Source organism: Flintibacter sp., assembly GCF_046973065.1.
Genome location: NZ_JBKVXZ010000007.1, coordinates 18,187 through 44,357, shown reverse-complemented (window position 1 = coordinate 44,357; position 26,171 = coordinate 18,187). Strand labels below are relative to the sequence as shown.

The 26,171-nt window shown below is 57.7% G+C and carries 25 protein-coding genes and 1 tRNA gene; 22 read left to right on the top strand and 4 right to left on the bottom strand.

Features of this window, described 5'->3' with window-relative positions; translation table 11 throughout:
• Positions 1-46: 46 nt before the first annotated feature.
• The 19 genes from hgdA to rsfS all read left to right on the top strand — a co-directional run bounded on the left by hgdA (position 47) and on the right by rsfS (position 17,645).
• Positions 47-1,510: a (R)-2-hydroxyglutaryl-CoA dehydratase subunit alpha gene (gene hgdA / locus ACLTXB_RS04550; protein ID WP_008982774.1), complete on the top strand. Its 1,464-nt coding sequence runs from the start codon at positions 47-49 to the stop codon at positions 1,508-1,510.
• Positions 1,507-2,640 carry a (R)-2-hydroxyglutaryl-CoA dehydratase subunit beta gene (gene hgdB / locus ACLTXB_RS04545; RefSeq protein ID WP_428226182.1) on the top strand — a complete coding sequence of 378 codons (1,134 nt, stop codon included), beginning with the start codon at positions 1,507-1,509 and terminating at the stop codon, positions 2,638-2,640. Before hgdA ends, hgdB begins: the two co-directional genes overlap by 4 nt.
• A 179-nt stretch (positions 2,641-2,819) precedes the next feature.
• Entirely contained in the window at positions 2,820-3,248 is a 429-nt protein-coding gene (locus ACLTXB_RS04540) for a biotin/lipoyl-containing protein (RefSeq protein WP_428226181.1), read from the top strand.
• A gap of 15 nt (positions 3,249-3,263) precedes the next feature.
• Entirely contained in the window at positions 3,264-3,935 is a 672-nt protein-coding gene (locus tag ACLTXB_RS04535; RefSeq protein WP_428226180.1) for an OadG family transporter subunit, read from the top strand.
• Between the two features lie 14 nt (positions 3,936-3,949).
• Positions 3,950-5,119 carry a sodium ion-translocating decarboxylase subunit beta gene (locus ACLTXB_RS04530; protein WP_008982771.1) on the top strand — a complete coding sequence of 390 codons (1,170 nt, stop codon included), beginning with the start codon at positions 3,950-3,952 and terminating at the stop codon, positions 5,117-5,119.
• An 81-nt stretch (positions 5,120-5,200) separates the two neighbouring features.
• Positions 5,201-6,262, top strand: a complete 1,062-nt coding sequence (locus ACLTXB_RS04525) for a transglutaminase domain-containing protein (RefSeq protein WP_428226179.1) — start codon at positions 5,201-5,203, stop codon at positions 6,260-6,262.
• Between the two features lie 83 nt (positions 6,263-6,345).
• Positions 6,346-9,927, top strand: a complete 3,582-nt coding sequence (gene smc, locus ACLTXB_RS04520) for a chromosome segregation protein SMC (protein WP_428226178.1) — start codon at positions 6,346-6,348, stop codon at positions 9,925-9,927.
• A 129-nt stretch (positions 9,928-10,056) separates the two neighbouring features.
• The gene (locus tag ACLTXB_RS04515) at positions 10,057-10,611 is read left to right on the top strand and encodes a hypothetical protein (RefSeq protein ID WP_428226177.1); all 555 of its coding nucleotides are present in this window, start codon (positions 10,057-10,059) and stop codon (positions 10,609-10,611) included.
• 3 nt (positions 10,612-10,614) lie between these two features.
• On the top strand, positions 10,615-10,923 hold the full coding sequence (locus tag ACLTXB_RS04510; protein WP_428226176.1) for a zinc ribbon domain-containing protein: 309 nt from the start codon (positions 10,615-10,617) through the stop codon (positions 10,921-10,923).
• Positions 10,924-10,935: 12 nt separating this feature from the next.
• Positions 10,936-11,184, top strand: a complete 249-nt coding sequence (locus ACLTXB_RS04505; protein ID WP_235398699.1) for a hypothetical protein — start codon at positions 10,936-10,938, stop codon at positions 11,182-11,184.
• A 1-nt stretch (position 11,185) separates the two neighbouring features.
• On the top strand, positions 11,186-12,055 hold the full coding sequence (ftsY, locus tag ACLTXB_RS04500; RefSeq protein ID WP_020990041.1) for a signal recognition particle-docking protein FtsY: 870 nt from the start codon (positions 11,186-11,188) through the stop codon (positions 12,053-12,055).
• A gap of 28 nt (positions 12,056-12,083) precedes the next feature.
• Complete coding sequence (locus tag ACLTXB_RS04495; protein ID WP_428226175.1) at positions 12,084-12,302, top strand: hypothetical protein; 219 nt, start codon at positions 12,084-12,086, stop codon at positions 12,300-12,302.
• A gap of 106 nt (positions 12,303-12,408) precedes the next feature.
• Positions 12,409-13,122, top strand: coding sequence for a ribonuclease PH (gene rph, locus ACLTXB_RS04490; protein ID WP_008982763.1), 714 nt, complete (start codon positions 12,409-12,411; stop codon positions 13,120-13,122).
• A gap of 17 nt (positions 13,123-13,139) precedes the next feature.
• Positions 13,140-13,433, top strand: a complete 294-nt coding sequence (locus ACLTXB_RS04485; RefSeq protein ID WP_207706685.1) for a hypothetical protein — start codon at positions 13,140-13,142, stop codon at positions 13,431-13,433.
• On the top strand, positions 13,430-14,023 hold the full coding sequence (locus tag ACLTXB_RS04480; RefSeq protein WP_151075429.1) for an XTP/dITP diphosphatase: 594 nt from the start codon (positions 13,430-13,432) through the stop codon (positions 14,021-14,023). The genes ACLTXB_RS04485 and ACLTXB_RS04480 overlap by 4 nt, the downstream gene beginning before the upstream one ends.
• A gap of 23 nt (positions 14,024-14,046) precedes the next feature.
• The gene (locus ACLTXB_RS04475) at positions 14,047-14,373 is read left to right on the top strand and encodes a YhbY family RNA-binding protein (protein WP_008982760.1); all 327 of its coding nucleotides are present in this window, start codon (positions 14,047-14,049) and stop codon (positions 14,371-14,373) included.
• Between the two features lie 50 nt (positions 14,374-14,423).
• Positions 14,424-15,632, top strand: a complete 1,209-nt coding sequence (nadD, locus tag ACLTXB_RS04470; protein WP_020990044.1) for a nicotinate (nicotinamide) nucleotide adenylyltransferase — start codon at positions 14,424-14,426, stop codon at positions 15,630-15,632.
• A gap of 6 nt (positions 15,633-15,638) precedes the next feature.
• A complete protein-coding gene (locus ACLTXB_RS04465) occupies positions 15,639-17,258 on the top strand; it encodes an LCP family protein (protein WP_428226174.1) in 1,620 nt (539 codons plus the stop codon).
• Positions 17,259-17,285: 27 nt separating this feature from the next.
• Positions 17,286-17,645, top strand: a complete 360-nt coding sequence (rsfS, locus tag ACLTXB_RS04460) for a ribosome silencing factor (protein WP_020990045.1) — start codon at positions 17,286-17,288, stop codon at positions 17,643-17,645.
• A gap of 118 nt (positions 17,646-17,763) precedes the next feature.
• Here the strand turns inward: rsfS and ACLTXB_RS04455 are convergent.
• Positions 17,764-17,840: transfer RNA gene (locus tag ACLTXB_RS04455), tRNA-Arg, on the bottom strand.
• Between the two features lie 278 nt (positions 17,841-18,118).
• On the opposite strand from ACLTXB_RS04455, the gene ACLTXB_RS04450 reads away from it, so the two are divergent.
• The 3 genes from ACLTXB_RS04450 to ACLTXB_RS04440 all read left to right on the top strand — a co-directional run bounded on the left by ACLTXB_RS04450 (position 18,119) and on the right by ACLTXB_RS04440 (position 21,622).
• Positions 18,119-19,537, top strand: a complete 1,419-nt coding sequence (locus ACLTXB_RS04450; protein WP_008979886.1) for a sodium-dependent transporter — start codon at positions 18,119-18,121, stop codon at positions 19,535-19,537.
• Positions 19,538-19,675: 138 nt separating this feature from the next.
• On the top strand, positions 19,676-20,353 hold the full coding sequence (locus ACLTXB_RS04445; protein ID WP_008979887.1) for a response regulator transcription factor: 678 nt from the start codon (positions 19,676-19,678) through the stop codon (positions 20,351-20,353).
• Positions 20,354-20,365: 12 nt separating this feature from the next.
• Entirely contained in the window at positions 20,366-21,622 is a 1,257-nt protein-coding gene (locus ACLTXB_RS04440) for a sensor histidine kinase (RefSeq protein WP_428226173.1), read from the top strand.
• A gap of 59 nt (positions 21,623-21,681) precedes the next feature.
• Here ACLTXB_RS04440 and ACLTXB_RS04435 read toward each other — a convergent pair whose 3' ends face one another.
• The 3 genes from ACLTXB_RS04435 to ACLTXB_RS04425 are packed head-to-tail and all read right to left on the bottom strand — an operon-like array spanning position 21,682 to position 25,758.
• Positions 21,682-23,376, bottom strand: a complete 1,695-nt coding sequence (locus ACLTXB_RS04435) for a [FeFe] hydrogenase, group A (RefSeq protein ID WP_008979889.1) — start codon at positions 23,374-23,376, stop codon at positions 21,682-21,684.
• Positions 23,377-23,381: 5 nt separating this feature from the next.
• On the bottom strand, positions 23,382-25,277 hold the full coding sequence (locus ACLTXB_RS04430) for an NADH-ubiquinone oxidoreductase-F iron-sulfur binding region domain-containing protein (RefSeq protein WP_428226172.1): 1,896 nt from the start codon (positions 25,275-25,277) through the stop codon (positions 23,382-23,384).
• On the bottom strand, positions 25,264-25,758 hold the full coding sequence (locus ACLTXB_RS04425; RefSeq protein WP_008979891.1) for a complex I 24 kDa subunit family protein: 495 nt from the start codon (positions 25,756-25,758) through the stop codon (positions 25,264-25,266). Before ACLTXB_RS04425 ends, ACLTXB_RS04430 begins: the two co-directional genes overlap by 14 nt.
• Positions 25,759-26,171 lie beyond the last annotated feature (413 nt).

The window sequence follows — 26,171 nt, the reverse complement described above, 5'->3', positions numbered from 1 at the left end:
ACAATAATATGAATATGGACGATTTTTAAGTGAGGAGGACACAACAATGGCTAAAGAAGTGAGCCCCGGCGTCAAGGCCCTGCGCAAGGTCGTCGAGGATGTGTATGCTGATGCCCGCAAGGCCCATGCCGAGGGCAAGTTGGTTGGTTGGTCCAGCTCCAAGTTCCCCTGCGAGCTGGCTGAGGCCTTTGATCTGAACGTAATGTACCCCGAGAACCAGGCCGCTGGTATCGCCGCCAACCGTGACGGTGAGATCATGTGTAAGGCTGCCGAGGAGCTGGGCTACGACAACGATATCTGCGGTTACGCCCGTATCAGCCTGGCTTATGCTGCCGGCAAGCGTGCGTCCCGGAAGTTTGACCCCGAGACCCTGGAGTATATCATCGATCCCAAGAGCGGCAAGCCTCTGAAGGACGAGAACGGCAACGTGGTCATCGACCCCGAGACCGGCAAGCCCAAGAAGGATCCCAAGACCATGCAGCCCTACACCGTGCTGGATGACATCTATGAGATCGAGGCTCTGCCCGAGACCACCGAGAAGGAGATCGCCTACAAGAACTTCCGCCGTGAGGCCATCAAGCCTTATCGTCAGATGCGTATGCCCCAGCCCGACTTCGTGCTGTGCTGCAACAACATCTGTAACTGCATGACCAAGTGGTATGAGAACATCGCCCGTATGTGCAACATCCCCCTGATCATGATCGACATCCCCTACAACAACACTGTGGACGTCCACGACACCAACGTGGCTTATGTCCGTGCTCAGTTCGACGCTGCCATCCATCAGCTGGAGCAGATCACCGGCAAGAAGTTCGACGAGAAGAAGTTCGAGCACGCCTGTGAGAACGCCAACCGCACCGCTAAGGCCTGGCTGCGCGTGTGTGACTACCTGCAGTACAAGCCTGCCCCCTACAGCGGCTTCGATCTGTTCAACCACATGGCCGACGTGGTTACTGCCCGCGGCAAGGTGGCTGCTGCTGAGGCTTTCGAGCTGCTGGAGAAGGACCTGGCCGAGGCGGTCAAGGAAGGCAAGAGCACCACTCCCTTCCCCGAGAAGTTCCGCGTCATGTTCGAGGGTATTCCCTGCTGGCCCAAGCTGCCTAACCTGTTCAAGCCTCTGAAGGCCAACGGCGTTAACGTGACTGCCGTCGTGTACGCCCCCGCTTTCGGCTTCGTGTACAACAACATGGATGAGATGGCCCGTGCTTACTACAAGGCCCCCAACTCCGTGTGTATCGAGCAGGGCGTTGAGTGGCGTGAGGGCATCTGCCGGGACAACAAGGTGGACGGCGTGCTGGTCCACTACAACCGTTCCTGCAAGCCTTGGTCTGGCTACATGGCCGAGATGCAGCGCCGCTTTACCAAGGATCTGGGTGTTCCCTGCGCCGGCTTCGACGGCGACCAGGCCGATCCCCGGAACTTTAACGAGGCCCAGTATGAGACCCGTGTCCAGGGCCTGGTAGAGGCCATGGAGGCCAATCAAGCGAAGAAGGAGGCTGAGGCGAAATGAGCACCGAAGTTTTGCTGAACGAGTTTAAGGAATGTTCTGAACACCCCTATCGGGTAATCTCCGCCTATAAGCAGGAGGGTAAGAAGGTCATCGGCGTGCTGCCCTACTTTGCTCCCGTGGAGCTGGTCGTGGCCGCTGGTATGGTGCCCATGGGTATCTGGGGCAGCAACAAGAAGACCATCGCCCAGGCCAAGGAGTACTGCGCTACCTTCTACTGCACCATCGCTCAGCTGGCTCTGGAGATGCTGCTGGACGGCACCCTGGATCAGCTGGACGGCATCATCACCCCCACCATCTGCGACACCCTGCGTCCCATGAGCCAGAACTTCCGCGTGGCCATGGAGGGCAAGCTGCCCTGCATCTTCCTGGCTCACCAGAACCGTAAGCCCGCTTTCGGCCTGCAGTTCACCGTGGACCAGTACATGCACGTGAAGAGCGAGCTGGAGAAGATCTCCGGCAACACCATCACCGACGAGGTTCTCCGTGATGCCATCAAGGTTATGAACCGCAGCCGCAAGGCCCGCCGTGAGTTCGTCAAGCTGGCCGGTCAGCACCCCGAGGCCATCTCCGCTGTGGAGCGTTCCGCTGTGCTCCGCTCCGCTTGGTTCATGGAGCCCGCCGTCCACGCTCAGAAGCTGGAAGAGCTGAATGAGGAGCTCTCCAAGCTGCCCGCCTCCAACTGGAAGGGCCGCAAGGTTGTTACCTCCGGCATCATCTGCGACAACCCCAAGCTGCTGCAGATCTTCGACGACAACAACATTGCTATCGCCGCCGACGACGTGGCCCAGGAGACCCGTGCCTTCCGTGTGGACGCCAGCGAAGAGGGCGATCCCATGATGGCTCTGGCTCAGCAGTTCGCTGATCAGGATTATGACGTGCTCCTGTACGATGAGCACTCCAACAAGAACCGCCGCGCCGACTATGTGGTGCAGATGGTGAAGGAGTCCGGCGCTCAGGGTCTGGTGCTGTTCATGCAGCAGTTCTGCGACCCCGAGGAGATGGAGTATCCCTACCTGAAGAAGGCTCTGGACGACGCCGGTATCCCCCACATCAAGCTGGGCGTGGACCAGCAGATGCGGGACTTTGGCCAGGCCAGCACCGCCATCCAGGCTTTCGCCGACGTGCTGTAAGTTTTCCGTTAAAGTACCGGGAATTTCTTGACAGAAATCCTGCAAAAATGTTACAATGGTTGTAATTTCGGTCCTTCGCCCGTTCTGCGGGCGGGCGAAGGACCGACCGTTTGACTTTCCAGACTGCAAAATTGGCTGGAAAGCCAACCCATTCCATTTAGAAAAGGGGAAAACAAACTATGAACTACAATGTTACCGTGAACGGCAAGGTTTACAGTGTAACGGTGGAGAAGACCGGCGCCGCCGCTCCCGCGGCCGCTGCTCCTGTCATGGCTGCCCCTGTGGCCGCCCCCGTTGCTGCTCCCGCCCCTGCCGCTGCCCCCGCGCCCGTTGCTGCTCCCGCCCCCGCCGCTGCTCCCGCTCCTGCCGCCGCCCCCGCCGCTGTGGCTGCCGGTGAGACTGCCGTCAACAGCCCCATGCCCGGCAACATCTTCAAGGTGGAGTGCAAGGTTGGCCAGGCTGTGAAGGCTGGCGACGTGCTGGTGGTGCTGGAGGCCATGAAGATGGAGATCGAGGTCTCCGCTCCCGTGGACGGCACTGTTAAGGCTGTTTCTGCTGTGGTTGGCACTGCTGTCAACACCGACGATCTGCTGGTCACCCTGGGTTAATGGGGGGTCTGATCTATGCCTGATATTAACAAAGCAATTCTGGACCCGTTTACCCCGCTGAGCGTGCCCGAGGCTCTGATGGTCGCTGTCTGTGGTATCGTGGTGGTGTTCATGATGCTGGCCATTCTGGCTCTGGTCATCATTATCATCTCCAAGATCGTCAGCTCCATTGAGGGCAAGGCGGCTCCTGCCGCTCCTGCCAAGAAGGCCGCTCCCGCTCCTGCTCCCAAGCCGGCAGCTCCCGCTGCTCCCGCGGTGGATGAGGGTGAGATGGTGGCTGTGATGATGGCTGCCATTGCCGAGGAGTCTGGCATGAGCCCCAACTCCTTCCGTATTACCAATGTCACCGCGGCTCCTGCTGCGGCTCCCGTGGCTGCGGCTCCTGCCGCCGCCCCTGCCCCTGCTGCTGCTCCCGCGGCTGCGCCCGCTCCCGCTCCTGCTGCGGCTCCCGCTGCTGCCCCTGTGGCTGCTGGTGAGACCGCTGTCAACAGCCCCATGCCCGGCAACATCTTCAAGGTGGAGTGCCAGGTTGGTCAGGCTGTAAAGGCCGGTGACGTGCTGGTGGTGCTGGAGGCCATGAAGATGGAGATCGAGGTCTCCGCTCCCGTGGACGGCACCGTCAAGTCTGTGTCCGCTGTGGTGGGCACCGCAGTCAACACCGATGACCTGCTGGTCACGATCGGTTGAAAGGAGGGTGAAGTATGGGTTTCTTTGGAGAAGTTTTAAGTGCAATTTTTGGAGGCTCCGGCTTCGCCGCTCTGCCTAATGACTGGCGTCAGGTCATCATGATCGCCATTGCTTGTCTGCTGCTGTACATGGGCATTGGCAAGAAGTTTGAGCCCCTGCTGCTGGTTCCTATCGCGTTTGGTATGTTGCTGGCCAACCTGCCTCTGACCGGTCTGCTCAATGAGCCCTCCGGCAGCAGCGTTGGTTTCATGTGGGTGCTCTATCAGGGCGTCAACTACGCCATCTATCCGTCCATCATCTTCATGGGCATCGGTGCGATGACTGACTTTGGTCCCCTGCTGGCTAACCCCATGTCCCTGCTGCTGGGCGCTGCCGCTCAGCTGGGCATTTTCACCGCCTTCCTGCTGGCCCTGGTTCTGGGTCCTGTCACCGGCGGTCTGATTTCCTTTACGCCTGCTGAGGCTGCCGCTATCGGCGTTATCGGCGGCGCTGACGGCCCCACTGCTATTCTGACTGCTTCTAAGCTGGCTTCGGATCTGCTGCCTGCTATCGCCATTGCGGCGTACTCCTACATGGCTCTGATCCCCATGATCCAGCCTCCCATCATGAAGCTGCTCACCACCAAGGAGATGCGTAAGGTCAAGATGACCCAGCTGCGCACCGTCTCCAAGACTGAGAAGATCATCTTCCCCGTGGCCGTGACCATCTTCGTGATCCTGCTGGTGCCCGATACCGCTCCTCTGATCGGTATGCTGATGCTGGGCAACCTGTTCCGTGAGTGCGGCGTGTGTGAGCGTCTGTCTGACACCGCTCAGAACGCCCTGATGAACATTGTCACCATTCCCCTGGGCCTGTCCGTGGGCTGCAAGGCTGTGTATGACAAGTTCCTGACCTTCCAGACCGTGTCCATCATCGTGCTGGGCCTGCTGGCCTTCCTGCTGTCCACCGCTGGCGGTGTGCTGCTGGGCGATCTGATGTACATCCTGACCAAGGGTAAGGTCAACCCCCTCATCGGCTCCGCCGGTGTGTCTGCTGTTCCCATGGCCGCCCGTGTCTCTCAGACCGTGGGCCAGAAGGAGAACCCCTCCAACTTCCTGCTCATGCACGCCATGGGCCCCAACGTGGCCGGTGTTATCGGTTCCGCTGTGGCTGCCGGCTTCATGATCAAGGTGTTTGGCGGCTAATCTCAATTCGTTCAGCGGTAAAATCCGCGGCGCAGTCTTGCGCCGCGGATTTTTTCGCTTACAGTTTGAAAGGGAGATGTTATGGAGCCCTACTACTATCAGCGCCTGAGCAAACCTATGCAGGAGGCCTACCATGCAATCAAGCGGGGGGTAGAGAGTCTGAGCCCAGCCTTCCCGGTACCTCGGCTGGAGATGGAACAGCTAAGTGAGGTGCTGTTTTATCTGCGCCTGGATTGTCCGGAGATTTTCTACATCACCAACTTTTCGTGTCGGGTCCATCCGGACGCATTGCGGGTAGAGTTCTGTCCCGAGTATCTCTTTGACAAGGGGCGCATCCGGGAACACCAAAAGGCGCTGCATGCCCGGGTGGAACGGCTTGCCCGGCCTGCCCAGGCGTTTACCGAGTGGGAGAAGGAACGGTATATCCACGATTTCATCTGTACTCAGGTGCGCTATGATAAATTGAAAAAGCCCTACTCCCATGAAATTATTGGACCTCTGGGACAGGGAGTGGGAGTATGCGAGGGCATTGCGAAATCAGTGAAGGCCCTTTGTGATCAACTGGGACTTTGGTGTATTGTGGTTATTTCGGAGAATGCACCGGAGAAGGGAATCAAATACCGCCATGCCTGGAATGTGGTTCGCATTGGCGGGCGGTACTATCATCTGGATGCCACCTTTGATAACTCTGTAGGTACTCCGGAACTTATCCGCTACGACTACTTTAATCTGGAGGATCGGCGGATCTTCCGAGACCACGAGCCGCTCATCACACCGGCTCCTGCTTGTTCAGAGGGCGACGGATTCTATTACCGGATGAAAAAACTCTCCTTTACCAAGCTGGAAGAGGTGGAGCGCCGGGGGGAACAGGCTGCCCGGAAGAAGAAGGAGCTGGTATTCCACTGGAGAGGCGGTTATCTTACCCGGGCAGTGTTGAAGGATATCCTTCAATGCCTGGAGCGGGCAGGAGCGAGCCGGGATATGCACCCCAGAGTGCGGCTCAACTGGCCTCAGGCAGTGCTCCAGGTGGCCTATACGCCGGAATGCCCTGCGCATATGCTGGATGCCCAGCAGGCCAACGAAGGAGAGGAGCTGGAGGCACCTCTGCCCCAGGAGGAAACTGCCGGGGACACATTGCAATAACACGACTTTTTTGATATAATTATAATCTATTTTTATGCCCTTTCTATCTGACTAGCGAAAGCGACCTGCATGGGCAAAACGAGGTGGAAGCATTGTACTTAAAGGCATTGGAGATCCAGGGCTTCAAGTCGTTCCCAGATAAGACGGTGCTGACCTTTGGGTCGGACATTACCGCCATTGTCGGACCTAACGGATCGGGAAAATCCAATATTTCCGACGCCATCCGCTGGGTTATGGGAGAGCAGTCCACCCGCGTGCTCCGAGGCGGCAAGATGGAAGACGTGATCTTCGGCGGTACAGCCAAGCGCAAGCAGACCGGCTACGCCGAGGTCTCTCTGGTCCTGGACAACACCAATCATATCTTCGATATGGATGAGAGCGAAGTAATGGTCACCCGCCGTTACTACCGCTCCGGAGAGAGTGAGTACTACATCAACCGCCGCTCGGTGCGCCTGAAGGATGTCAACGAGCTGTTCATGGACACCGGCCTTGGCCGGGAGGGTTACTCCATCATTGGCCAGGGCCGCATCGATGAGATCCTCTCGGTGAAGTCTGCCGACCGCCGGGAAATCTTTGAGGAGGCGGCAGGTATCTCCCGCTTCCGCCACCGCAAGGAAGAGGCAGAGCGGAAGCTGGAGCGCACCGATGAAAATCTGGTGCGGATCAACGACAAGATCTCCGAGCTGGAGTTACAGGTGGAACCCCTGCGGGCTCAGAGCGAGACAGCGAAGAAATATCTGATTTTCCGGGATGAGCTTCGAGGTCTGGAAATCTCTGTGTGGCTGGATACACTGGAGCGCATCCGGGTAAGCACCATCAAGCTGGAGACCGACTATAAAGAGGCGGTGCGCCAGAAGGAGGCGGCGGAACGGGCGGTAGAGGCCAGCTTTGGCCGGGCGGAGCAGCTGTCCATGCAGATGCGGGACAAGGAGGTCCAGGCGGATGAGCTGCGCTTTGCCATTCAGGGCCGGGATGCCACCATCCGGGAACTGGAGTCGGCGATTGCCGTACTGAAAAGCAATATCCAGCATAATTTAGAGAGTACCGCCCGCATCCGGGAGGAGTTGGAGCAGCGTGAGGGGCGTCAGGACAGCCTAGACAGCCAGATCGCGGACCGGCGCGCCCGGCTGGAGGAGGTCCAGGCCCAGCTGGAGGAAACCCGGCGCAGTGTGGAAGAGAAGAACAGGCAGGCGCAGCAAGCTCTGCTGTCTGCAGGTACTTTGGCCAAGGAGCTGGAGGAACTGCGGGGCCGGGAGGCACTGAAGACCGCCGACGCCAATCAGGCAAAGACCCTGTTGTCTGCTCTGGCTGCCGCGGCCCAGGAGGTGCTGGACCGGGATGAAGCGGTGCGCCAGGAACTGCGCAGTCTGGAACAGCGGTTGGAAGCCGCACGGGCTGACGCCGCCGCTGCCGACCGCAAGGAGCGGGATGCCCGGGAAGAGCGGGACGGGGTGAAAAATGTGATCTCCGGCTATGCTCTGCGCCTGGACAGCCGAAGGAAGAAAGCGGAGCGGGCCAAGGACCGCCATGTAAAATTGCAGATGGAGGAGAATGCCCTCGCCTCCCGGATCAAGATGCTCTCTGAAATGGAGAAAATGCACGAGGGCTATTCCAAGGCCATCAAGCTGGTGCTGGGCGAGGCCCAGCGGGGCACGCTGCGCAATATCCACGGACCGGTGGCCGGGCTCATCCACGTGCCCGACCAGTACACCGTAGCCATTGAGACCGCCCTGGGCGGAGCCATGCAGAACCTGGTGGTGGAACGGGAGGAAGACGGCAAGGCGGTCATCCAGTACTTAAAGAGACGGGACGGCGGCCGGGCCACCATCCTACCCCTGAGCTCCATCCGACCCTCTGATCTGCGGGAGGCGGGAAGCCTCAGTCGGGAGCCAGGTTTCGTGGGAATTGCCGATCAGCTGGTGGAGTTTGCCCCCCAATACCGCAATGTCTTTTCCAACCTGCTGGGCCGGGTCGTCGTGATGGAGCATTTGGATGCCGCCATCGCTGTGGCCCGGAAGTACGGATACCGCTTCCGCATCGTTACCCTGGACGGGCAGGTTTTGAACCCCGGCGGCTCGATGACCGGCGGCAGCGCCAGCCGCAGCGCCGGTATTCTCAGCCGGGCTAACGAGCTGGAGCGGCTCACCGCGCAGCGCCAGGGGCTGGAGGAGAGCTTGGCTCAGGCAGCCCGGGAGTTGGAAGAGGCGAACCGGGAAGCGGCGGCCGCCGCCTATGAGATGGAGACCGCTCAGGCCCAGCTGCGTGAGTGGGAAGATGCTATCCTGAAGGCCCAGGGCGAGCAGGCCCTGTGCCGCAGTATTGTCAGCGACCTGGAGCGGCAGCAGGCCGGCCAGAAGGAAGAACTGGAACAGTTGAAGAAGCGCTCTGCGGAGATCGAAACCGACACCCAGAGCGCCCGGGACCGGATCCAGGAGCTGGAGGGCGCTGCTGCCGCCCTGAAAAGTGAGGCTGAGGGTAAGGCTCAGGGCCAGAATGATCTTCAGGAGCGCTCGCTGAAAATTACTCAGGAACTGGCAGCTCTCAACGCCAGTCTGGCCGCCCTGGAGGCAGAACGGGAGACCGGGAAGCATACCTTGGAGGAACTGGAGGATCTGCGCCGGGATCTGGCCGGAGACCAGGACCAGAGCCGGGCTCTCATTGGTGACTATGAGGAGAAAAATGAGGCCTTTGCCCAGGAGATCGGGGAGAAGGAGACTCGGCTGCAGCAGCTTCGCCTGGAGAACGAGGAGCAGAACCAGGCCATCGCCCAGCTCAATCAGGAAAAGATGGAGCTGGAGGGTGAGCGTGTGAAAGCCACTCGGGAAGGCCAGGAGAAGAACAAAGAGCTCCTGACCATCGGCGGGGAAGTCTCCCGTCTGGAGCAAAAAAAGATGGCCTCGTCCATGGACGAGAAGCAGATTTTGGACAAGCTGTGGGAAACCTATGAACTGTCCCACGAGGCGGCCAAGCTGCAGCGGGTGGAGATCGAGTCGGTGCCTAAGGCCAGCCGCCGCATTGGAGAGCTGAAAAAGAGTATCTCCGCGCTGGGCAATGTAAATGTGGGAGCCATTGAGGAATTTGAGCGAGTCAATGAGCGGTATACCTACCTCACTGATCAGCGGGACGATGTGGAGAAGGCCAAGAAGGAACTGGAGGATGTGATCGCTCAGATCACCGGGGAGATGAAGACCATCTTTGCCCGGGAGTTTGACAGTATCAACCGCTCTTTCGGCGAGACCTTTGCAGAGCTCTTTGGAGGCGGAAAAGCCACGCTGGAGCTGGAAGACCCCAACGATATCCTCAACTGCGGCATCGAGATCAAGGTGCAGCCCCCCGGTAAGGCGCTGAAGATCATCTCTCTGCTGTCCGGCGGCGAGAAGGCCTTTGTTGCCATTGCCCTATACTTTGCTATTTTGAAGGTGCGGCCCACTCCGTTCGTTGTGATGGACGAGATCGAGGCGGCCCTGGACGACAACAACGTGGTGCGCTTTGCCCACTACATGCGTGCCATGACTGATCACACCCAGTTTATCGTGATCACCCACCGCCGCGGCACAATGGAAGAAGCCGATGTGCTCTACGGTGTCACCATGCAGGAGCAGGGTATCAGCCGAATGCTGACCATCAACCTGAATGATGTAGAGAAGGAACTGAATATCCGATAGGCACGGACCCTGCGAATGCGTGGGGGCCCCGCACGAGCAGCGGAGAGAACGAGCTTTGCCCGAAAGGGGAAAGCGAGGGATTCGCAGCTTGTGAGAACGAAGGAACGGAACATCCGCTAGGAGGAACACGTGAAAGAGCAGAAAAAAGGAAAATGGAGCATCATTGGAATGATCGCACTGGTCGTGGTGCTTTTCATCGGCGTGAAAATCGCCTTTGCGGCACTGGACCTGGCCATTGGGCAGAACCAACCGGACGTGATCCGTCAGCCTTTGAGTACGGAAAGCGGCGGCGACAGCCAGTGGATGCTGCTGACCAAGGATGACAAAAACGAAGAGGTGACCCAGTGGCTGGAGAAAGCGGACCGGGGTGACCAGGCCTACTGGCTGGAGCGGCAGGAGGCGGGGGAGTATGTGCTCTTCCTGCCTATGCAGGACCGGATGCTGGATGCAGACGATATTACTGTGACGGAAGAAAAACAGGAAGACGGCAGCGCTGCGCTGGTGCTGCACATCCGCACCTCCGAGGACAGTGAGGATGCGGAATCTGGCCAGCTGCTGATTTTCCAGGACTTCCGTTCCTCCTGGAACGGAGAGAACGTTCGGGTCGTATTGGATGGCCGGGAGCTGGAGGTACAAAAGTGTATTGCCACCGGCGGTGAACTCTACTGGAGCGGGGAGGATTGAGTCATGCGGGAGGACCTCAGCTGTCTGCGCTGCGGGGAAAAAATGCAGCTGATCAGGCGAGAATTTATCCAACTGGGCAAGGCCGGGGTGTTTTCCGGAGACTGGGGTAATCGGCTGGCCGGAGCTCTGGATGTAGATATTCTAGGTTGCCCGAACTGCGGTAAGCTGGAGTTTTTCCGGGCAGACTGGAATCAGGAGCCGGAGGAAGAGGCTGGGAGCATTGCTAAGGTCTCCTGTACTTATTGCGGCCATAGCTACGATATGGATGACCCCAAGTGTCCATACTGTGGGGCGAAGAACACCAGGCTTTAAGGAGAGCTCGACATGACACTGCGGCAAAAACAATGGATGCTCCTGCTTTTCCTGCTGGTCGGTTTGCTCCTTCTGCTCCTGTATCCGGAAATGTGGGGAAAGGTATTAGGGCTGGTGCTGTTTTTTGGAGCGGGCATCCTGCAGCCGATATGGATGCGCTGCCCTTCGTGCGGCATGCATTTAGGAAGATACCCAGGAGACTACTGTAAACTCTGTGGGGCTAAAATCCCCTGGAACGAAAAGAAGAAAAGGATACTTTGATATGGGATTTTTTGATAAACTGAAGAAGATCAATATTTTTGCCAACTTTGGTTCCGAGCTCACCGACGACTTCTATGATGAGCTGGAGGAGTCCCTCATCCTGGCGGATACCGGTATGGATACCACCCTGGAACTGGTGGAGGAGCTGCGGGGCCGGGTGCGGGAGGAGCACATCAAGACCGTGGAAGAGGCCCGGGAGTGCATGTGCCGGGTGATCACCGATGCCATGACCGTGGGTGAGCCCACCCTGAATCTGTCCACCAAGCCCGCCGTGGTACTGTTTATCGGAGTCAACGGCGTGGGCAAGACCACCACCATCGGCAAGATCGGCCATCAGCTCAAAAATGAGCGGAAAAAGGTGCTGCTGTGTGCTGCCGACACCTTCCGTGCCGCCGCCGCCGAGCAGCTGACCATCTGGGCCGAGCGCTCCGGTGTGGAGATCATCAAGCAGCACGAGGGGGCCGACCCCGCCGCCGTGGTCTTTGACGCCGCCTCTGCCGCCAAGGCCAGAAGGGCCGATGTGGTGCTCATCGACACTGCCGGCCGGCTGCACAACAAGCAGAACCTGATGAACGAGCTCAACAAGATCTCCCGCGTCATTGACCGGGAACTGCCCGACTGTGCCCGGGAGACTCTGCTGGTGTTGGACGCCACCACCGGCCAGAACGGCCTCATCCAGGCCAAGCAGTTTAAGGAGGCCGCTGGTATCACCGGCATCGTCCTTACCAAGCTGGACGGCACCGCCAAGGGCGGCATTGCCATCGCCATCGCCAAGGAGCTGGGCGTGCCCGTGAAGTACGCCGGCGTAGGCGAGGGCATCGACGACCTCAAGCCCTTTGACGCCGCCGAGTTTGCCCAGGCACTGATTTGAGTTCCAGATTGACGGGGAGGTGCAGGGTGTGGAATACTGGAGTGGGAAGACTTTGGACCTTGCTTTGGCCTTTTGTCTGTTCCGCGTCATTCTCAACATCCACCGGTACGGTCTGCGGAACCTATGGCGCTCTTTGCGCCTGTGGGGAGAGGGAGTGACCCAAAAGCAGCGCCGGGAGAATCTGGCGGGCCTGATCGTTCTACTGCTCCTGGTCTTGATAAGCGTGCTGTTTTGGTTGATCCCGTAGCATCACGCAGGCCTTAAGGAAAAATTAAAAGCCCTATTCACATCCCCTTAACATTTCTGTCGCCTTTTATGGTAGAATCAAGAAAAACTGAGAGGAAGTCTGAGTAATGTCTCGTATTGATGGAAGAAAAAATGATGAGCTGCGTCCCATCGAGATCATTCCCAATATCAACAAGTTTGCCGAGGGTTCTTGCCTCATTCGCTGCGGCAACACCCACGTGCTGTGCACCGCCAGCGTGGAGGATAAGCCGCCCCGCCATGTCCCTGAGGGAGAGGGCTGGGTCACTGCCGAGTACTCCATGCTGCCCCGGGCCAACCGGGAGCGCTCCCGCCGGGATATCTCCAAGCTGAAGCTGAACGGCCGTTCCGCTGAGATCCAGCGGCTCATTGGGCGCTCTCTGCGCTCTGTGGTGGACCGCAAGAAGCTGGGCCCCTGGAATATTACCATTGACTGCGACGTGCTCCAGGGAGACGGCGGCACCCGCACTGCCTCCATCACCGGCGGTTTTGTAGCCATGATGCTGGCCTTCCAGAAGATGATGGAGAAGGGCCAGCTCAGCGAGTACCCCATCAGCGGCTATGTGGCTGCTGTGTCTGCCGGCGTGGTAAATGATGTGCCCATGCTGGACCTGTGCTATGAGGAGGACTCCAGCGCCATGGTGGACCTCAACTGCGTTATGGACGACCAGGGCCGCCTCATTGAGATCCAGGGCACCGGCGAGGGCCGCCCCTTCACCCTGGAGGAGCAGCAGAAGCTGGTGGAGCTGTGTGCCAAGGGCATTCAGGAGCTCCAAGCCGCCCAGAAGAAAGCACTGGGCTAAACACGGAGGGGAGAAGGATGGCACATTTGTTTGAGACCATCATGCTGGTCTGCTTTGGCGTATCCTGGCCCTTCAACATTTATAAATCCCTGCGTTCCCGCACCGCCAAGGGAAAGAGTCTGCAGTTTGAGATCCTGGTGGTGATTGGCTATCTGTTTGGCCTGGCGGGAAAGTTTATTGCCAACGACGTGACTTATGTGGTGGCGGTGTACATCCTAGATCTGGTCATGGTGAGTACCGATATCGTGCTTACCTGCCGGAACATGAAGCTGGACCGCCTGGCAGAGAAAGAAAGGACGCTGGTATCATGAAACTGGTACTTGCCAGTAAAAATCAGAAAAAGCTCAAAGAGATGAACGAGATTCTCTCCCAGCTGGGAATTGAAGTCTGCTCTGAAGCGGACGCTGGGGTGGACGTCGAGGTGGAGGAGACCGGAACCACCTTTGAAGAGAACTCCATGCTCAAGGCAAAGGCAGTGATGGAGGCCTCCGGTATGCCCGCCATTGCCGACGATTCAGGGCTGTGTGTGGACGCGCTGAACGGCGCACCGGGCGTGTACTCCGCCCGCTACGGCGGAGAGGGCCTGGACGATACCGGGCGTTACCGCCTGCTGCTGGAGAATATGCGGGGACAGACGCCCAGAACCGCCAAGTTCGTCTCGGTCATCACCTGCTGCTTCCCCAATGGGGATGTGTTGACCGCCCGGGGCGAGTGTCCCGGAACCATTGCCTTTGCTCCTATGGGAGAGGGCGGCTTTGGCTATGACCCGGTGTTCTTTGTGCCTGGTCTGAAGAAGACCTTTGCCCAGCTTACCCCTGAGGAGAAGAACGCAATCTCCCACCGGGGCAAAGCCCTGGAGGACTTCCAGAAAAAGCTGGAAGAATATTTGAAAAAAAAGTAACTTTAGAGAGGAATCAAACGTCTATGGAATTGTCAAGCAAACAGCGCGCCCAGCTGCGTGGACTGGCCAACAGCATCGATACCATCCTCATTGTGGGGAAAGACGGAATCGGGGATAATCTGGTCAAGCAGGCAAACGACGCCCTGGAGGCCCGGGAGATCATTAAGGGCCGGGTGCTGGAAAACTCCCTCATGTCTGCCCGAGAGGCGGCGGAGGCTCTGGCTCCCCTGACCCGGAGCGAAGTGGTCCAGGTGATCGGAACAAAATTTGTGCTGTATCGTCCAAGTCATCGCAAGGACAAAAAGGATAAGATCGTCCTGGTGGAGGACAAGAAAAAACGCGGCGTATAACAGAATAGAGGTTCATCCCTGAAAATGGTGGAGAAAGGTGGCGTCTCACAGTGAAGATCGGTATTTACGGAGGAACCTTTAATCCCCCACATCTGGGGCATCTGGCGGCGGCCCGCACGGCAATGGACGCACTGAAGCTGGACAAGCTGCTTTTGATGCCGGCGGCGATTCCCCCACATAAGGTATTGCCTGCCGACAGTCCCAGCAAGGAACATCGTCTGGCTATGGTGGAGATCATGGCAGATTCCATGAACCTGCCCGGCCGGGTGGAAGTCTCATCCCTGGAGATGGACCGGGAGGGGAAAAGTTACACCTCTGATACTCTGGAGGCCATCCACAAGCAGTATCCCGATGCGGAGCTGTGGCTGCTTATGGGGACCGATATGTTTCTGACCCTCCATCACTGGCATGACCCGGGCACGATCACCCGTTTGGCGGGGATCTGCGCCTTTGGCCGTACCGAGCAGGATGGCGAGGCCGTGTTTGCACCTCAGCGGGAGTACCTGTCCAAGCATTTGGGGGCCAAGGTGGTCACTATTACGCTGCCGGGACTGGTGGATATCTCGTCCACCCAGCTGCGAGAACTGCTCAGCCGGGAGAAGGGAAGCGAATACCTCCTGCCTGCCGTATATGGGTATATTCTGATGCACCGGCTCTATGACACCTCTGTGGTACTCAAGGAGCTCACGCTGCCTCAACTGCGTGCCTGTTCCTACTCCATGATCCGCGCCAAGCGGGTGCCCCATGTGATGGGGGTGGAGGAGGAGGCTGTGCGCCTGGCCAAATTCTGGGGAGCTGACCCGGAGCTGGCCCGCCATGCGGCGATCCTCCACGACTGCACCAAGTACCTGGAACTGGAACCTCAGTTGGAGCTGTGCCGCAAGTACGGCGTGGAGCTGGACAGTCTGGAGCAGAAGGCGGTCAAGCTCCTCCACTCCAAAACAGGGGCATGTATTGCCAAGTATGTTTTTGGAGAACCTGAGGAGGTGTACCAGGCCATCTTTTGGCACACCACCGGAAAGGCGGACATGTCTTTGCTGGACAAGATCCTGTATATGGCCGATTACATAGAGCCAAACCGGGATTTTGAAGGAGTGGAGCGGCTGCGGAAGCTGGCCTATACCGATTTGGACCAGGCTATGCTGCTGGGGGTGGAATCTACCATCGAGGAAATGCAGCAGCGGGGCGTTCCTATCCATACCAACACCCAACAGGCGCGGGACTGGCTGCGTCGGCAGGGAGTAACACTAGGAGATTAAAAACGTATGAGCGGAAAGAGAGAAAGTACAGCAAGAAGAAGACGTTCCTCCAGAAGGGACGGTTGGTGGGCGCGGCATAAGGCCTGGGTGGCTGGGCTGAACCGCGGACAGAAGATCCGGTACCGACTGCTTCAGGTACTGGCGGTGGTTGCGATCGTTGTCATAGCAGTGGCGGTGGGCCTCAAGTCCTGGATGAAGCTGCCGGATATCCCGGTGATGCCGGATGGCGGAAACGGGGACAGCTCTGCCTATGACGGAGCGGAGCTGCCCGATGTGGCCAAGAGCGGCCGAAAGGAAGGGGTATACACCTTCCTGCTGGTGGGTCAGGATACCGCCGGCGGCGGCAATACCGACACCATGATGCTCATTACCTTTGATACGGTGAATAAGACCATCAACGGCATGAGCCTGCCCCGCGATACCATGATCAATGTGGATCGAAAGGGCAGCGGACACCGGCTCAATGCGGTGTATAACTATAATAAGGGCTCTGATCCCGATACCCAGGTGGAAAAAGGTATCACTGCCCTGAAAAAAGAGGTTGGAAAGCTTACCGGTATCACACCGGACTTCTATGTGATGGTCCAGTGGGAGGCAGTGGGCCAGATGGTGGACGCCTTGGGCGGCGTGTACTTTGATGTACCCTTTGACATGGATTATGACGATCCTACCCCCGGCCAGGACCTGCATATCCACCTGAAGGAAGGCTATCAGAAGCTGGATGGCGATCAGGCCATGGGCCTGATCCGCTGGCGTCACAATAACGACTACTCTGTGCAGTATCCCAACGGGGATCTGGGCCGTATCGAGACCCAGCAGGCCTTCCTGGAGGCTGTGGCGGCGGAGTGCCTCAAGCCTGCTACCCTGCTGAAGGCCCCTGCCTTGGCTGAGGTCTTTATGGAGAACGTCACCACCGACCTCTCCCTGGGTAATATTCTGGCCTTTGCACAGCTGGCGAGTGGCATGGACGCAGAGCAGAATGTGAACTTTGTCAGCATGCCTTGGGTGAGCGCCGACTACCCCGGCGTATCGATGATTCTGCCTGATGTGGACGAGCTACTTGAGATTCTCAATAATGGCTTCAATCCCTATCTCAGCGACATCCAGTCCAGCGATCTGCAGGTACTGGTTCGTAACAGCGACGGCAGTTACAGTGTGACCAGCGGAACACTGCTGGATACCAGTCTGAATTCCTCCAGAGGTGGATCTTCTTCCGGCAGCTCCGGAAATTCTGGTTCTTCCGGAAACTCCGGTTCCTCTGGAAACAGCGGATCTTCCGGCGGTTCCAACAGTGGTGAAAATAGCTCCCAGGGTGGTTCTAGCAGCGGTGGAGAAAGCTCTCAGGGCGGTTCCAGCAGCGGCGGAGACAGCTCCCAGGGTAGCTCCGGCAGTGGTGGAGATAGCTCCCAGGGTGGATCCGGCAGCGGCGGAGATGCCTCTCAGGGTGGTTCCGGCAATGGTGGGGACAGCTCCCAGGGCGGCTCCAGCAGCGGCGGAGACAGCTCTCAGGGCGGTTCCGGCAATGGCGGGAACAGTTCCCAGAGCGGCGGGGAAAATAGTACTCCGGACCCTGTTCAGCCTGAAGTACCCCAGACCGATCCCGCCGGTGGAGATCTGGCGGCGTAATAAATATCAAGAAAAGGAGAATTGCCTGTGACTTCTTATGAGAGCGCCATTTTATTGGCCAAAACTTTGGACAGCAAGAAGGGTGAAGAGATTAAGGTCCTGAAAACGGAGGGCCTGACTACTCTGGCGGATTACTTTGTGATCTGCACTGCTACCTCCAACACCCAGGTAAAGGCCATGTCGGACGCCTGTGAAGAGGCCATGGAGGCCCACGGCGAGCGTGCCCATCACATTGAGGGACACCGGGGCGGCACCTGGCTGCTGATGGATTTTTCTGCGGTAGTGGTCCATGTCTTTACCGACGAGGCCCGCAAGTTCTATGATTTGGAGCGTCTGTGGGGCGATGCGGAAGAGATCGATCTGGAGCAGGCTCTGAAGCAGGAGTAAGACCAAGAAAAAATAAAAACAACGCACAGGCTTCCGTAAGGATGTCCTGTGCGTTGTTCTTTTGAAAGAGAAAATAGAAGATAAAACAAAACGAAGGACATTAACATGTCCTTCGTTTTGGTACGGCTGAAGGGATTCGAACCCCCGACCTTTTGGTTCGTAGCCAAACACTCTATCCAACTGAGCTACAGCCGCATTTTGAAGTTTTTTGTTCGCTGTCCCTGACAGCTACGCTAGTATAGCACAAGAAAAAGAGTTTGGCAAGGGGGTTTTCGAAAAAAATTTAAAAAATTTTTGGGGCTAATAATCCACACAAAATCAGGCCTTGAAAGGGGTGTTTTGCAGTTTAGTGTAGAAAAGTCGGGAAAATGGGGGGAAACGATTGACCCGGGGAAAAGATACTGCTAAAATAGCTTGTGTTTTGAAACGGATTGAGAGGGCTGTTTCAAACACTGTTTAAGGAGGTTTTGTGTGTGCAAAAGCGAGAAAGTTTTTCCTCCCGCCTGGGCTTCCTGCTGATTTCGGCAGGCTGTGCCATTGGTCTGGGAAATGTGTGGCGCTTTCCCTATATCACCGGTAAGTACGGCGGCGCCGCCTTTGTGCTGGTGTACCTGCTGTTCCTGGTGATCATGGGCCTTCCTGTAATGGTCATGGAGTTTTCCGTGGGCCGGGCCAGCCAGAAGAGCATTGCTCTGTCTTTTAACGCTCTGGAGCCCAAGGGAACCAAGTGGCACATCTACAGCTGGTTCGGCATTGCCGGCAACTATCTGCTGATGATGTTCTACACCACCATTGCCGGTTGGCTGGTGCTCTACTTTGTAAAAATGCTCAAGGGCGACTTTGTGGGTCTGGATTCCGCCGGAGTGAGCAATGAGTTCAGCGCCTTGATGGGTCAGCCCGGCTTGATGGCTCTGTTTATGGTCATCGTCGTGGTGCTTTGTATGCTGATCTGTTCCCGCGGACTGCAGAACGGCGTGGAGAAGGTCACCAAAGTGATGATGCTTTGCCTGCTGGCCGTAATGGTGGTGCTGGTATTCCGCTCTGTTACCCTGGAGGGTGCCGGCGAGGGCCTGAAGTTCTATCTCATGCCCAACTTCCACAACCTGGCTTATGATGCCAACGGCAACTTCATCCTGGGCGAGGCGGTCTATGCCGCCATGGGTCAGGCCTTCTTTACTCTGTCCCTGGGCATTGGCGCTCTGGCCATCTTCGGCAGCTACATCGGCAAGGAATATACCCTGGGCGGCGAGGCCCTCCGGGTGGGCGTGCTGGATACCTTTGTGGCCTTTACTGCGGGCCTGATCATCTTCCCCGCCTGCTTTGCCTTTGATGTGGCGGCTGACTCCGGTCCTAACCTCATCTTTATCACCCTGCCCAACGTCTTTAATGAGATGCCCATGGGTCAGGTCTGGGGCGCTTTGTTCTTTGTCTTCATGTCCTTTGCTGCTCTGTCCACCGTCATTGCAGTCTTTGAGAATATCCTCTCCTTCTGCATTGACAAGTGGGGCTGGAGCCGTAAGAAGGCGGTGCTGGTGAACACCGTGGCCATTATCATCCTGTCCCTGCCCTGCCTGCTGGGCTTCAATGTGCTCTCCGGCTTCCAGCCTTTCGGTGCGGGCAGCGGTGTGATGGACCTGGAGGACTTCATCGTCAGCAACAATCTGCTGCCCCTGGGTTCTCTGGTGTACCTGCTGTTCTGTGTTACCAAGTGCGGCTGGGGCTGGGATAACTTCTTGGCTGAGGCCAACACCGGCTCTGGTCTGAAGTTCCCCAAGGCGGTTCGTTTCTACGTGACCTATATCCTGCCCATTATTGTGCTGGTCATCTTTGTCTTTGGCTACAACGATAAGTTCAAGCTGTGGGACAAACTGGTGGCTCTGCTGGGTATGTAACAATCCATGCTCCGGCGTCCAATCTCATTTGGGTGCCGGATTCTTTTTGCGCTGGACAGATTCTTGTGGTACAATTTCTTTCAGACAGGTTTCAGCTTCCTGGGGTAAGATGAGAAAAATGGACAGGAGGGACCCAGTATGCGGATCTTAATTGTGGAAGACGAGACGCGGTTGGCTGAGACGCTGCGGCAGCTTATGGAGGACCAGCGCTATCAGGCGGACATGGTAGGCGACGGAGCGGATGGCGTTGATTATGGCCTGACCGGCCAGTATGATCTGATCATTCTGGATGTGATGCTGCCCAAGGTAGACGGATTTGAGGTGGCCCGCCGGCTGCGCTCTGCTCATATTTCCACCCCCATCCTTATGCTTACAGCCCGGGACGATATCAGCGACAAGATCGGCGGCCTGGACTGCGGTGCGGACGACTATATGACCAAGCCCTTTGACAGCGGGGAACTGATGGCACGCGTACGGGCTTTGACCCGGCGGCAGGGAGAAGTGCTGGGGGATGTACTGAAGGTAGGCGACTTGAGCCTGGAGTGCTCCAGCCGTCTGCTGCGAGTGGGAGAGCGCTCGGTCCGCCTGGGTTTTAAAGAGTTTGAAGTGATGCGTCTGCTCATGGTAAACAGCCGGGCTGTGGTGAGCAAGGAAACTCTGATCGCCAAGATCTGGGGGCTGGATTCCGAGGCGGAAGATAATAATGTAGAGGTCTACATCTCCTTTTTGCGCAAGAAACTGGCCTATCTGGGCAGCAGAATAGCGATCTCCACGGTGCGGAAGGTAGGTTATTATCTGGAGCATCCGGGGGAATAAGGAGGTTATAGGATGCTTCGCAGACTGCGGATAAAATTTATCCTGATCAACATGCTGCTGGTGACGCTGGTGCTGCTGGCGGTGTTTGGCACGCTGGTATACTCCACAGCCAGTCAGTTGGAGCGGGAGAGCGTGACCGTAATGACGCTGATGCTGCGCCGGGATGGGATTCCACCTCAGTTTGAAATCAAAATGCCGCTGCTGGGATCGGAGCGGGAATGGCAGTCTGTGATCCCCGTTTTTTGTGTGTCAGTAGACGCTCAGGGACAGATCACTCTGGAGAGCGGTGAGAACGTAAAGGTCTCTGAAGATGTGGTAGAGCAGGCGGTAGAACAGGTGCTGGCCTCTGGGGCTCAGCGGGGAAAACTCTCCGATCTGGGCCTGCGCTTTCTGGTTGAAACCAATAAGGATGGCGAAACTCAGATCGCCTTTTCCGATTTAAGTTGGGAACGAGCCTCTCTATGGCGTCTGGTACTCAATTCCCTGCTCATCGGCGCGGGTGCGCTGGTGGTGTTTTTTATCATCAGTCTGTTCCTCTCCCGACTGGCCCTCAAGCCTGTGGAAGAGGCCTGGACCCAGCAGCGGCAGTTTGTAGCCGACGCCTCCCACGAGTTAAAAACACCGCTTACCGTGATTTTGGCCAACGCCGGGATCGTGGAGGGGCATCCGGATGAGACCGTAGCATCCCAACATAAGTGGATTAGCTACATTCAGGAAGAGGCCCAGCGGATGAAGGGGCTGGTGGAGGATATGCTGTTTCTGGCCAAGCATGACGACGCCAGACAGTCTGCCAAAACGCAGGTATGCAACCTCAGCGACTTGGTTACCGGCTGTGTGCTGCGGTTTGAATCGGTGGCCTTTGAGAGTGGGGTAGAGTTGGACAGTGAGATCCAGCCCAGACTGTCCATCCACGGCGATCTGGACTGCCTGGAGCGGCTGGTTATGATTTTGCTGGACAACGCAGTCAAGTATGCCGGCGAGGCCGGCCGGGTGAGGCTGGAGCTGCAGCGCCGCCAGGAACGGGCGGTGCTGACGGTGACCAATACCGGAAAGCCGATTCCGCCGGAGCACTTGGAGCATTTGTTTCAGCGGTTTTACCGGGTTGACGGTTCCCGCAGCCGGAAGGAGGGCGGGTATGGCCTGGGATTGGCTATTGCCCAGACCATCGTTCAGTTCCACCGGGGACAGATCGAAGTGAAAAGTGATGCTCAAAATGGAACCTGCTTTACGGTGACCCTTCCCCGGGTCTGGCAGCAGGAGGAGAAATAACACACAGGCCGTCCATATTTCTATGGACGGCCTGTGTGCTGTTTTGGGAAAAGAAATGGTCAGCCTTGATAACTGGTGTGGAGCAGTTCGTGGCGCTGCTCGGGCGTGTAATTATTGAGGAAGTCCAAAACCACCGGGTTCTTCTCCGCGCGCTTGAAGGGAGCGGCCCGGTCGGCAGCATACAGGCCAGCGGCCCGGTCCTGCTTTTTCTGCTTGAGGCCGTAGGGCTGTCCGGCGCCGCCTACGCAGCCGCTGGGGCAGGTCATGACCTCTACCAGGTCGTAATAGGCGGTGCCCGCATCGATCTCCTTGAGCAGCTTCTGAGCGTTGATGAGTCCGTGAACCACAGCCAGCTTGATTTCCCGCTCACCTACCTGTACGGTGGCCTCACGGATAGCCTCATTGCCCCGCAGAGGGGAATACTGCAATTCACGCAGGGTGTTTTTGCTCTTGTCAGGCAGGCAGTAGCGCACCACAGACTCAGCCACGCCGCCGGAGGAGCCGTAAATCACGGCTGCGCCCGAACCGAGACCGAAGGGCAGATCAGGGGACTCCAGCTCCATCTGGGGCAGCTGGATGCCCGACTCCTTGATCATGTTGATGATCTCCTGGGTGGTGAGCACCACATCCACATCGGGCTTGCCGTTGTGGTAGAACTGGGGCCGGGCGGCCTCCATCTTCTTGGCGGTGCAGGGCATGATCGCGATGTGGAAGGTGGAACGACCGTCTTCCGCATCCTTCTTCTGATAGTGTTCCCGGATGATGGCAGCAAACATCTCCATGGGAGATTTACAGGTGGAGATGTTCTTCAGATATTTGGGATTCTCATTTTCCAGATACTTGACCCAAGCAGGGCAGCAGGAGGTGAACATGGGGAAGGGACCGCCCTTTTCCAGACGGGCCAGGAACTCCTGAGACTCCTCAATGGTGGTGAAGTCGGCGCCGAAGGTGGTGTCATATACTTCATCCACGCCCATGAATTTCAGCGCGGTGACCAGCTGGTCCAGCACGTTCTGGCCCGCGGGCAGGCCGAAGGCCTCGCCTACCGCCACGCGGACGGCGGGAGCGATCTGCACTACCACCCGCTTCTGGGGGTCGTGGATGGCGCGCCAGGCCTTGCCGATCTGGTTGTAGATGGTGATGGCGCCGGTGGGACACACAGCGGCACACTGGCCGCAGCTGATGCAGTGGGTCTCCGAGAGGTTGCGGCCAAAGGCGGGGGAGACCCGCATATTGTAGCCACGGCGGGCAAAGTCGATGATGCCCATGCCGATGGTCTCCTCACACATACGTACGCAGTCGCCGCACAGAATGCACTTGCTGGGGTCACGGACCACAGCGGGACTGCTGTCGTCCAGAGTAGACTCCTCCCGGCTGTCCCCGAAGCGCACTCGGCGCACGCCAAAGCGCATGGCCAGCTCCTGCAAGCGGCAGTCGCCGCTCTTTTCACAGGTGGTGCAGCTGCAGTTGTGGGAGGCAAGGAGCAGTTCCAAAATCATCCGCCGGTGCTTGAGCAGACGGGCGGTGTTGGTGCGGATGGACAGGCCATCCCGAGGCTTCATGGAGCAGGAGGTCTCGATCTTGCCCCGTTCGTCCTCTACCACGCACATGCGGCAGGCGCCGTAGACAGACAGGTCGGAGTAGTAGCAGAAGGTGGGCATCTCGATGCCTGCCTTGCGGATGACGGAGAGCACGTTGGGTTCCCCGTCGAAGGGGACCCGCTGGCCGTCGATATACATGATTCCCTTTGCCATAGTGCTCACTCCTCTCGAATGGCGCCGAAGGGACAGCAGCCCCAGCACGCGCCGCATTTGATACATTTTTCTGTGTCGATGACATGGGGCATCCGGATCTGGCCGGAGATGGCGTCCATGGGACACTGCTTCATGCACTTGCCGCAGCCCTTACACAGCTCGGGATCGATCTGCAGCTCCTTTTTACGGCCGTTGCAGTGGGGACAGTGCTTATCCACTACGTGGGCCAGATATTCATCCCGGAAGTATTTCAGCGTGCTCTGTACCGGCTTACAGGCGCTCTGGCCCAGGCCGCACAGAGAGGTCTCGGTAATGGTGTTGGCCAGAGTCTCCAGCAGGTCCAGATCCTCCAGAGAGCCCTCATTGTTGACAATGCGGGTGAGGATCTCCAGCATGCGGCGGGTACCCTCACGGCAGGGAACGCACTTGCCGCAGGATTCATTCTGGGTGAAGTTCATGAAGAACCGGGCCACCTCTACCATACAGGTGTCTTCGTCCATGACCACCAGGCCGCCGGAGCCGATCATGGCGCCCACTTTCTTCAGGGAGTCGAAGTCCATGGGCATATCCAGGTGCTCCTCGGTGAGACAGCCGCCGGAGGGGCCGCCGATCTGGACGGCTTTGAATTTCTTACCGTCCTTGATGCCGCCGCCGATGTCAAAGATGACCTCCCGTAGGGTGGTGCCCATGGGGACCTCGATGAGGCCGGTGTTCACCACATTGCCGGTGAGGGCGAAGGCCTTGGTGCCTGGGCTCTTCTCGGTGCCGATGGAGCGGTACCACTTGGAGCCGTTGCGGATGATGAGAGGAACGGTGGAGAAGGTCTCCACGTTGTTGAGAACCGTAGGCTGGGCCCACAGGCCGTGCTCCACGGTACGGGGAGGCTTTACACGGGGCATACCGCGGTTGCCCTCGATGGAGGCGGTGAGGGCGCTGCCCTCGCCGCAGACGAAGGCGCCTGCACCCCGGTTTACATGGAGGTGGAAGGAGAAGTCAGTGCCTAAAATGTGGTCGCCCAGCAGGCCCAGCTCCTCCGCGCGGGCGATGGCGTTGCGCAGACGGGACACGGCCAAGGGATACTCGGCGCGGACGTAGATGTAGCCCTCGTCACTGCCCGCCGCCACACCGGCGATGAGCATGCCCTCGATGATGGAGTGGGGATTGCCCTCCATGATGGAGCGGTCCATAAAGGCGCCAGGGTCACCCTCGTCGCCGTTGCACACCACGTACTTCTTGCCCTTGGGCTGCTGACGCACGCTCTCCCACTTGCGTCCGGCGGGGAAGCCGCCGCCGCCTCGGCCACGCAGGCCGGAATCCAGAATTTCCTTGCAGATGGCCTCGTCGGTCATCTCAAACAGAGCCTTTTCAAAGGCAGAGTAGCCATCCTTGGCCAGATATTCGTCAATATCCTCCGCGTCGGTGGTGCCGCAGTTTTCCAGCACGATGCGGTGCTGCTTATGATAGAAGGGGATGTCCTCATGTTTCTCATAGGTCACTCCGTCCAGCTGGTAGAGCAGCCGGGGAATTACCTTGCCCCGCAGCAGAGTCTGCTCGATGATGTCGTCGCAGTCCTCCACCTGTACGTGGGTGTAGAGAATGCCGTCGGGCTCGATCTGGAGCAGGGGACCCATCTCGCAGAAGCCGTGGCAGCCGCTGCGCTTGAGGTTGATGTCGTCGGACTTGGTCTCAGGGGTTTCGTCCTCCCGGAGAAGGCCCACATGGACGTTCAGTCCCCGGCGCTGGCACTCCTCTTTCAATTTGTCGTAGATATTCAGAGAGCCGCCGGCGATACAGCCGGTACCGGCGCAGATGAGAACCTGGCGGCGCTGTGCTTCCAGTGCCCGCTTGGCCTTCATCTGTCGGACCTTCAACTGGTCACGGGTCAATTTAGCTGCGTTCATGGGCGGCCTCCTCCTTTCGCAGGGACTCCAACAGGTCAATGGCCAGTTCGGGGCTCATTTTGGAGTGGACCTGATCGTTGACGGTGACTACGGGAGCCAGTCCGCAGGCGCCCAAGCAGGCCACCGTCTCCAGGGTAAACAGTCCATCGGCAGAGGTCTTCTGCTTATCCTCCAGCTCCAGATACTCCCGGATGGCGTTATAGATGGGCTGAGATTTCCGCACGTGACAGGCGGTGCCGTCACATACCTTGATAATGTACTTTCCCTTGGCTTCCAGGGAGAAGTTTTCGTAGAATGTGGCCACGCTGTACACCTTTGCCACGCCGATGTTCAGCTTCTGTGCGATCAGTTCCAGGACCTGGGGGCTAAGATATTTAAACTCGGCCTGTACGTCCTGCATGATGGCGATCAACTGGTGGCGCTGGCAGCCGTAGGAGTTGATGATCTCCTCCACGCGGGCCAATGAGATACCGTTGGACATTGTTTACACCTCTTCTTTCCGTTAAGCGCTGAGAAGCGCAGTTTCCCCACATATTATACATAATAAAGGATGAAAGAATGGAAATCTATTGGTGATAATAACGAAAAGATGGAATGGGAAAATGCAGGGAAAAATTCAATATTGAAGAAATAATGCAAATTTGGCGGCATTTTTCTCTCTCCGTTCCAATTGGAAAGGCAGGATGATATGTCAAAAAGAGGACTGGTGCAGGGGAGGGAAAAAGTCTGAAAGTTTCTTTCTTTCAAGAAAATTTGTCCCGGCCAAACGGGACAAGGAAAGAGGAAAAAAGGGCAAAATCGGAGAAAAGTGAAAGTAAAAATAAGGAAACAGGGTGGAGAGGCGAGAGGCGGGTATCAGGAGTGAGGTGAGATGGTGCTGTAATATTTGACCAA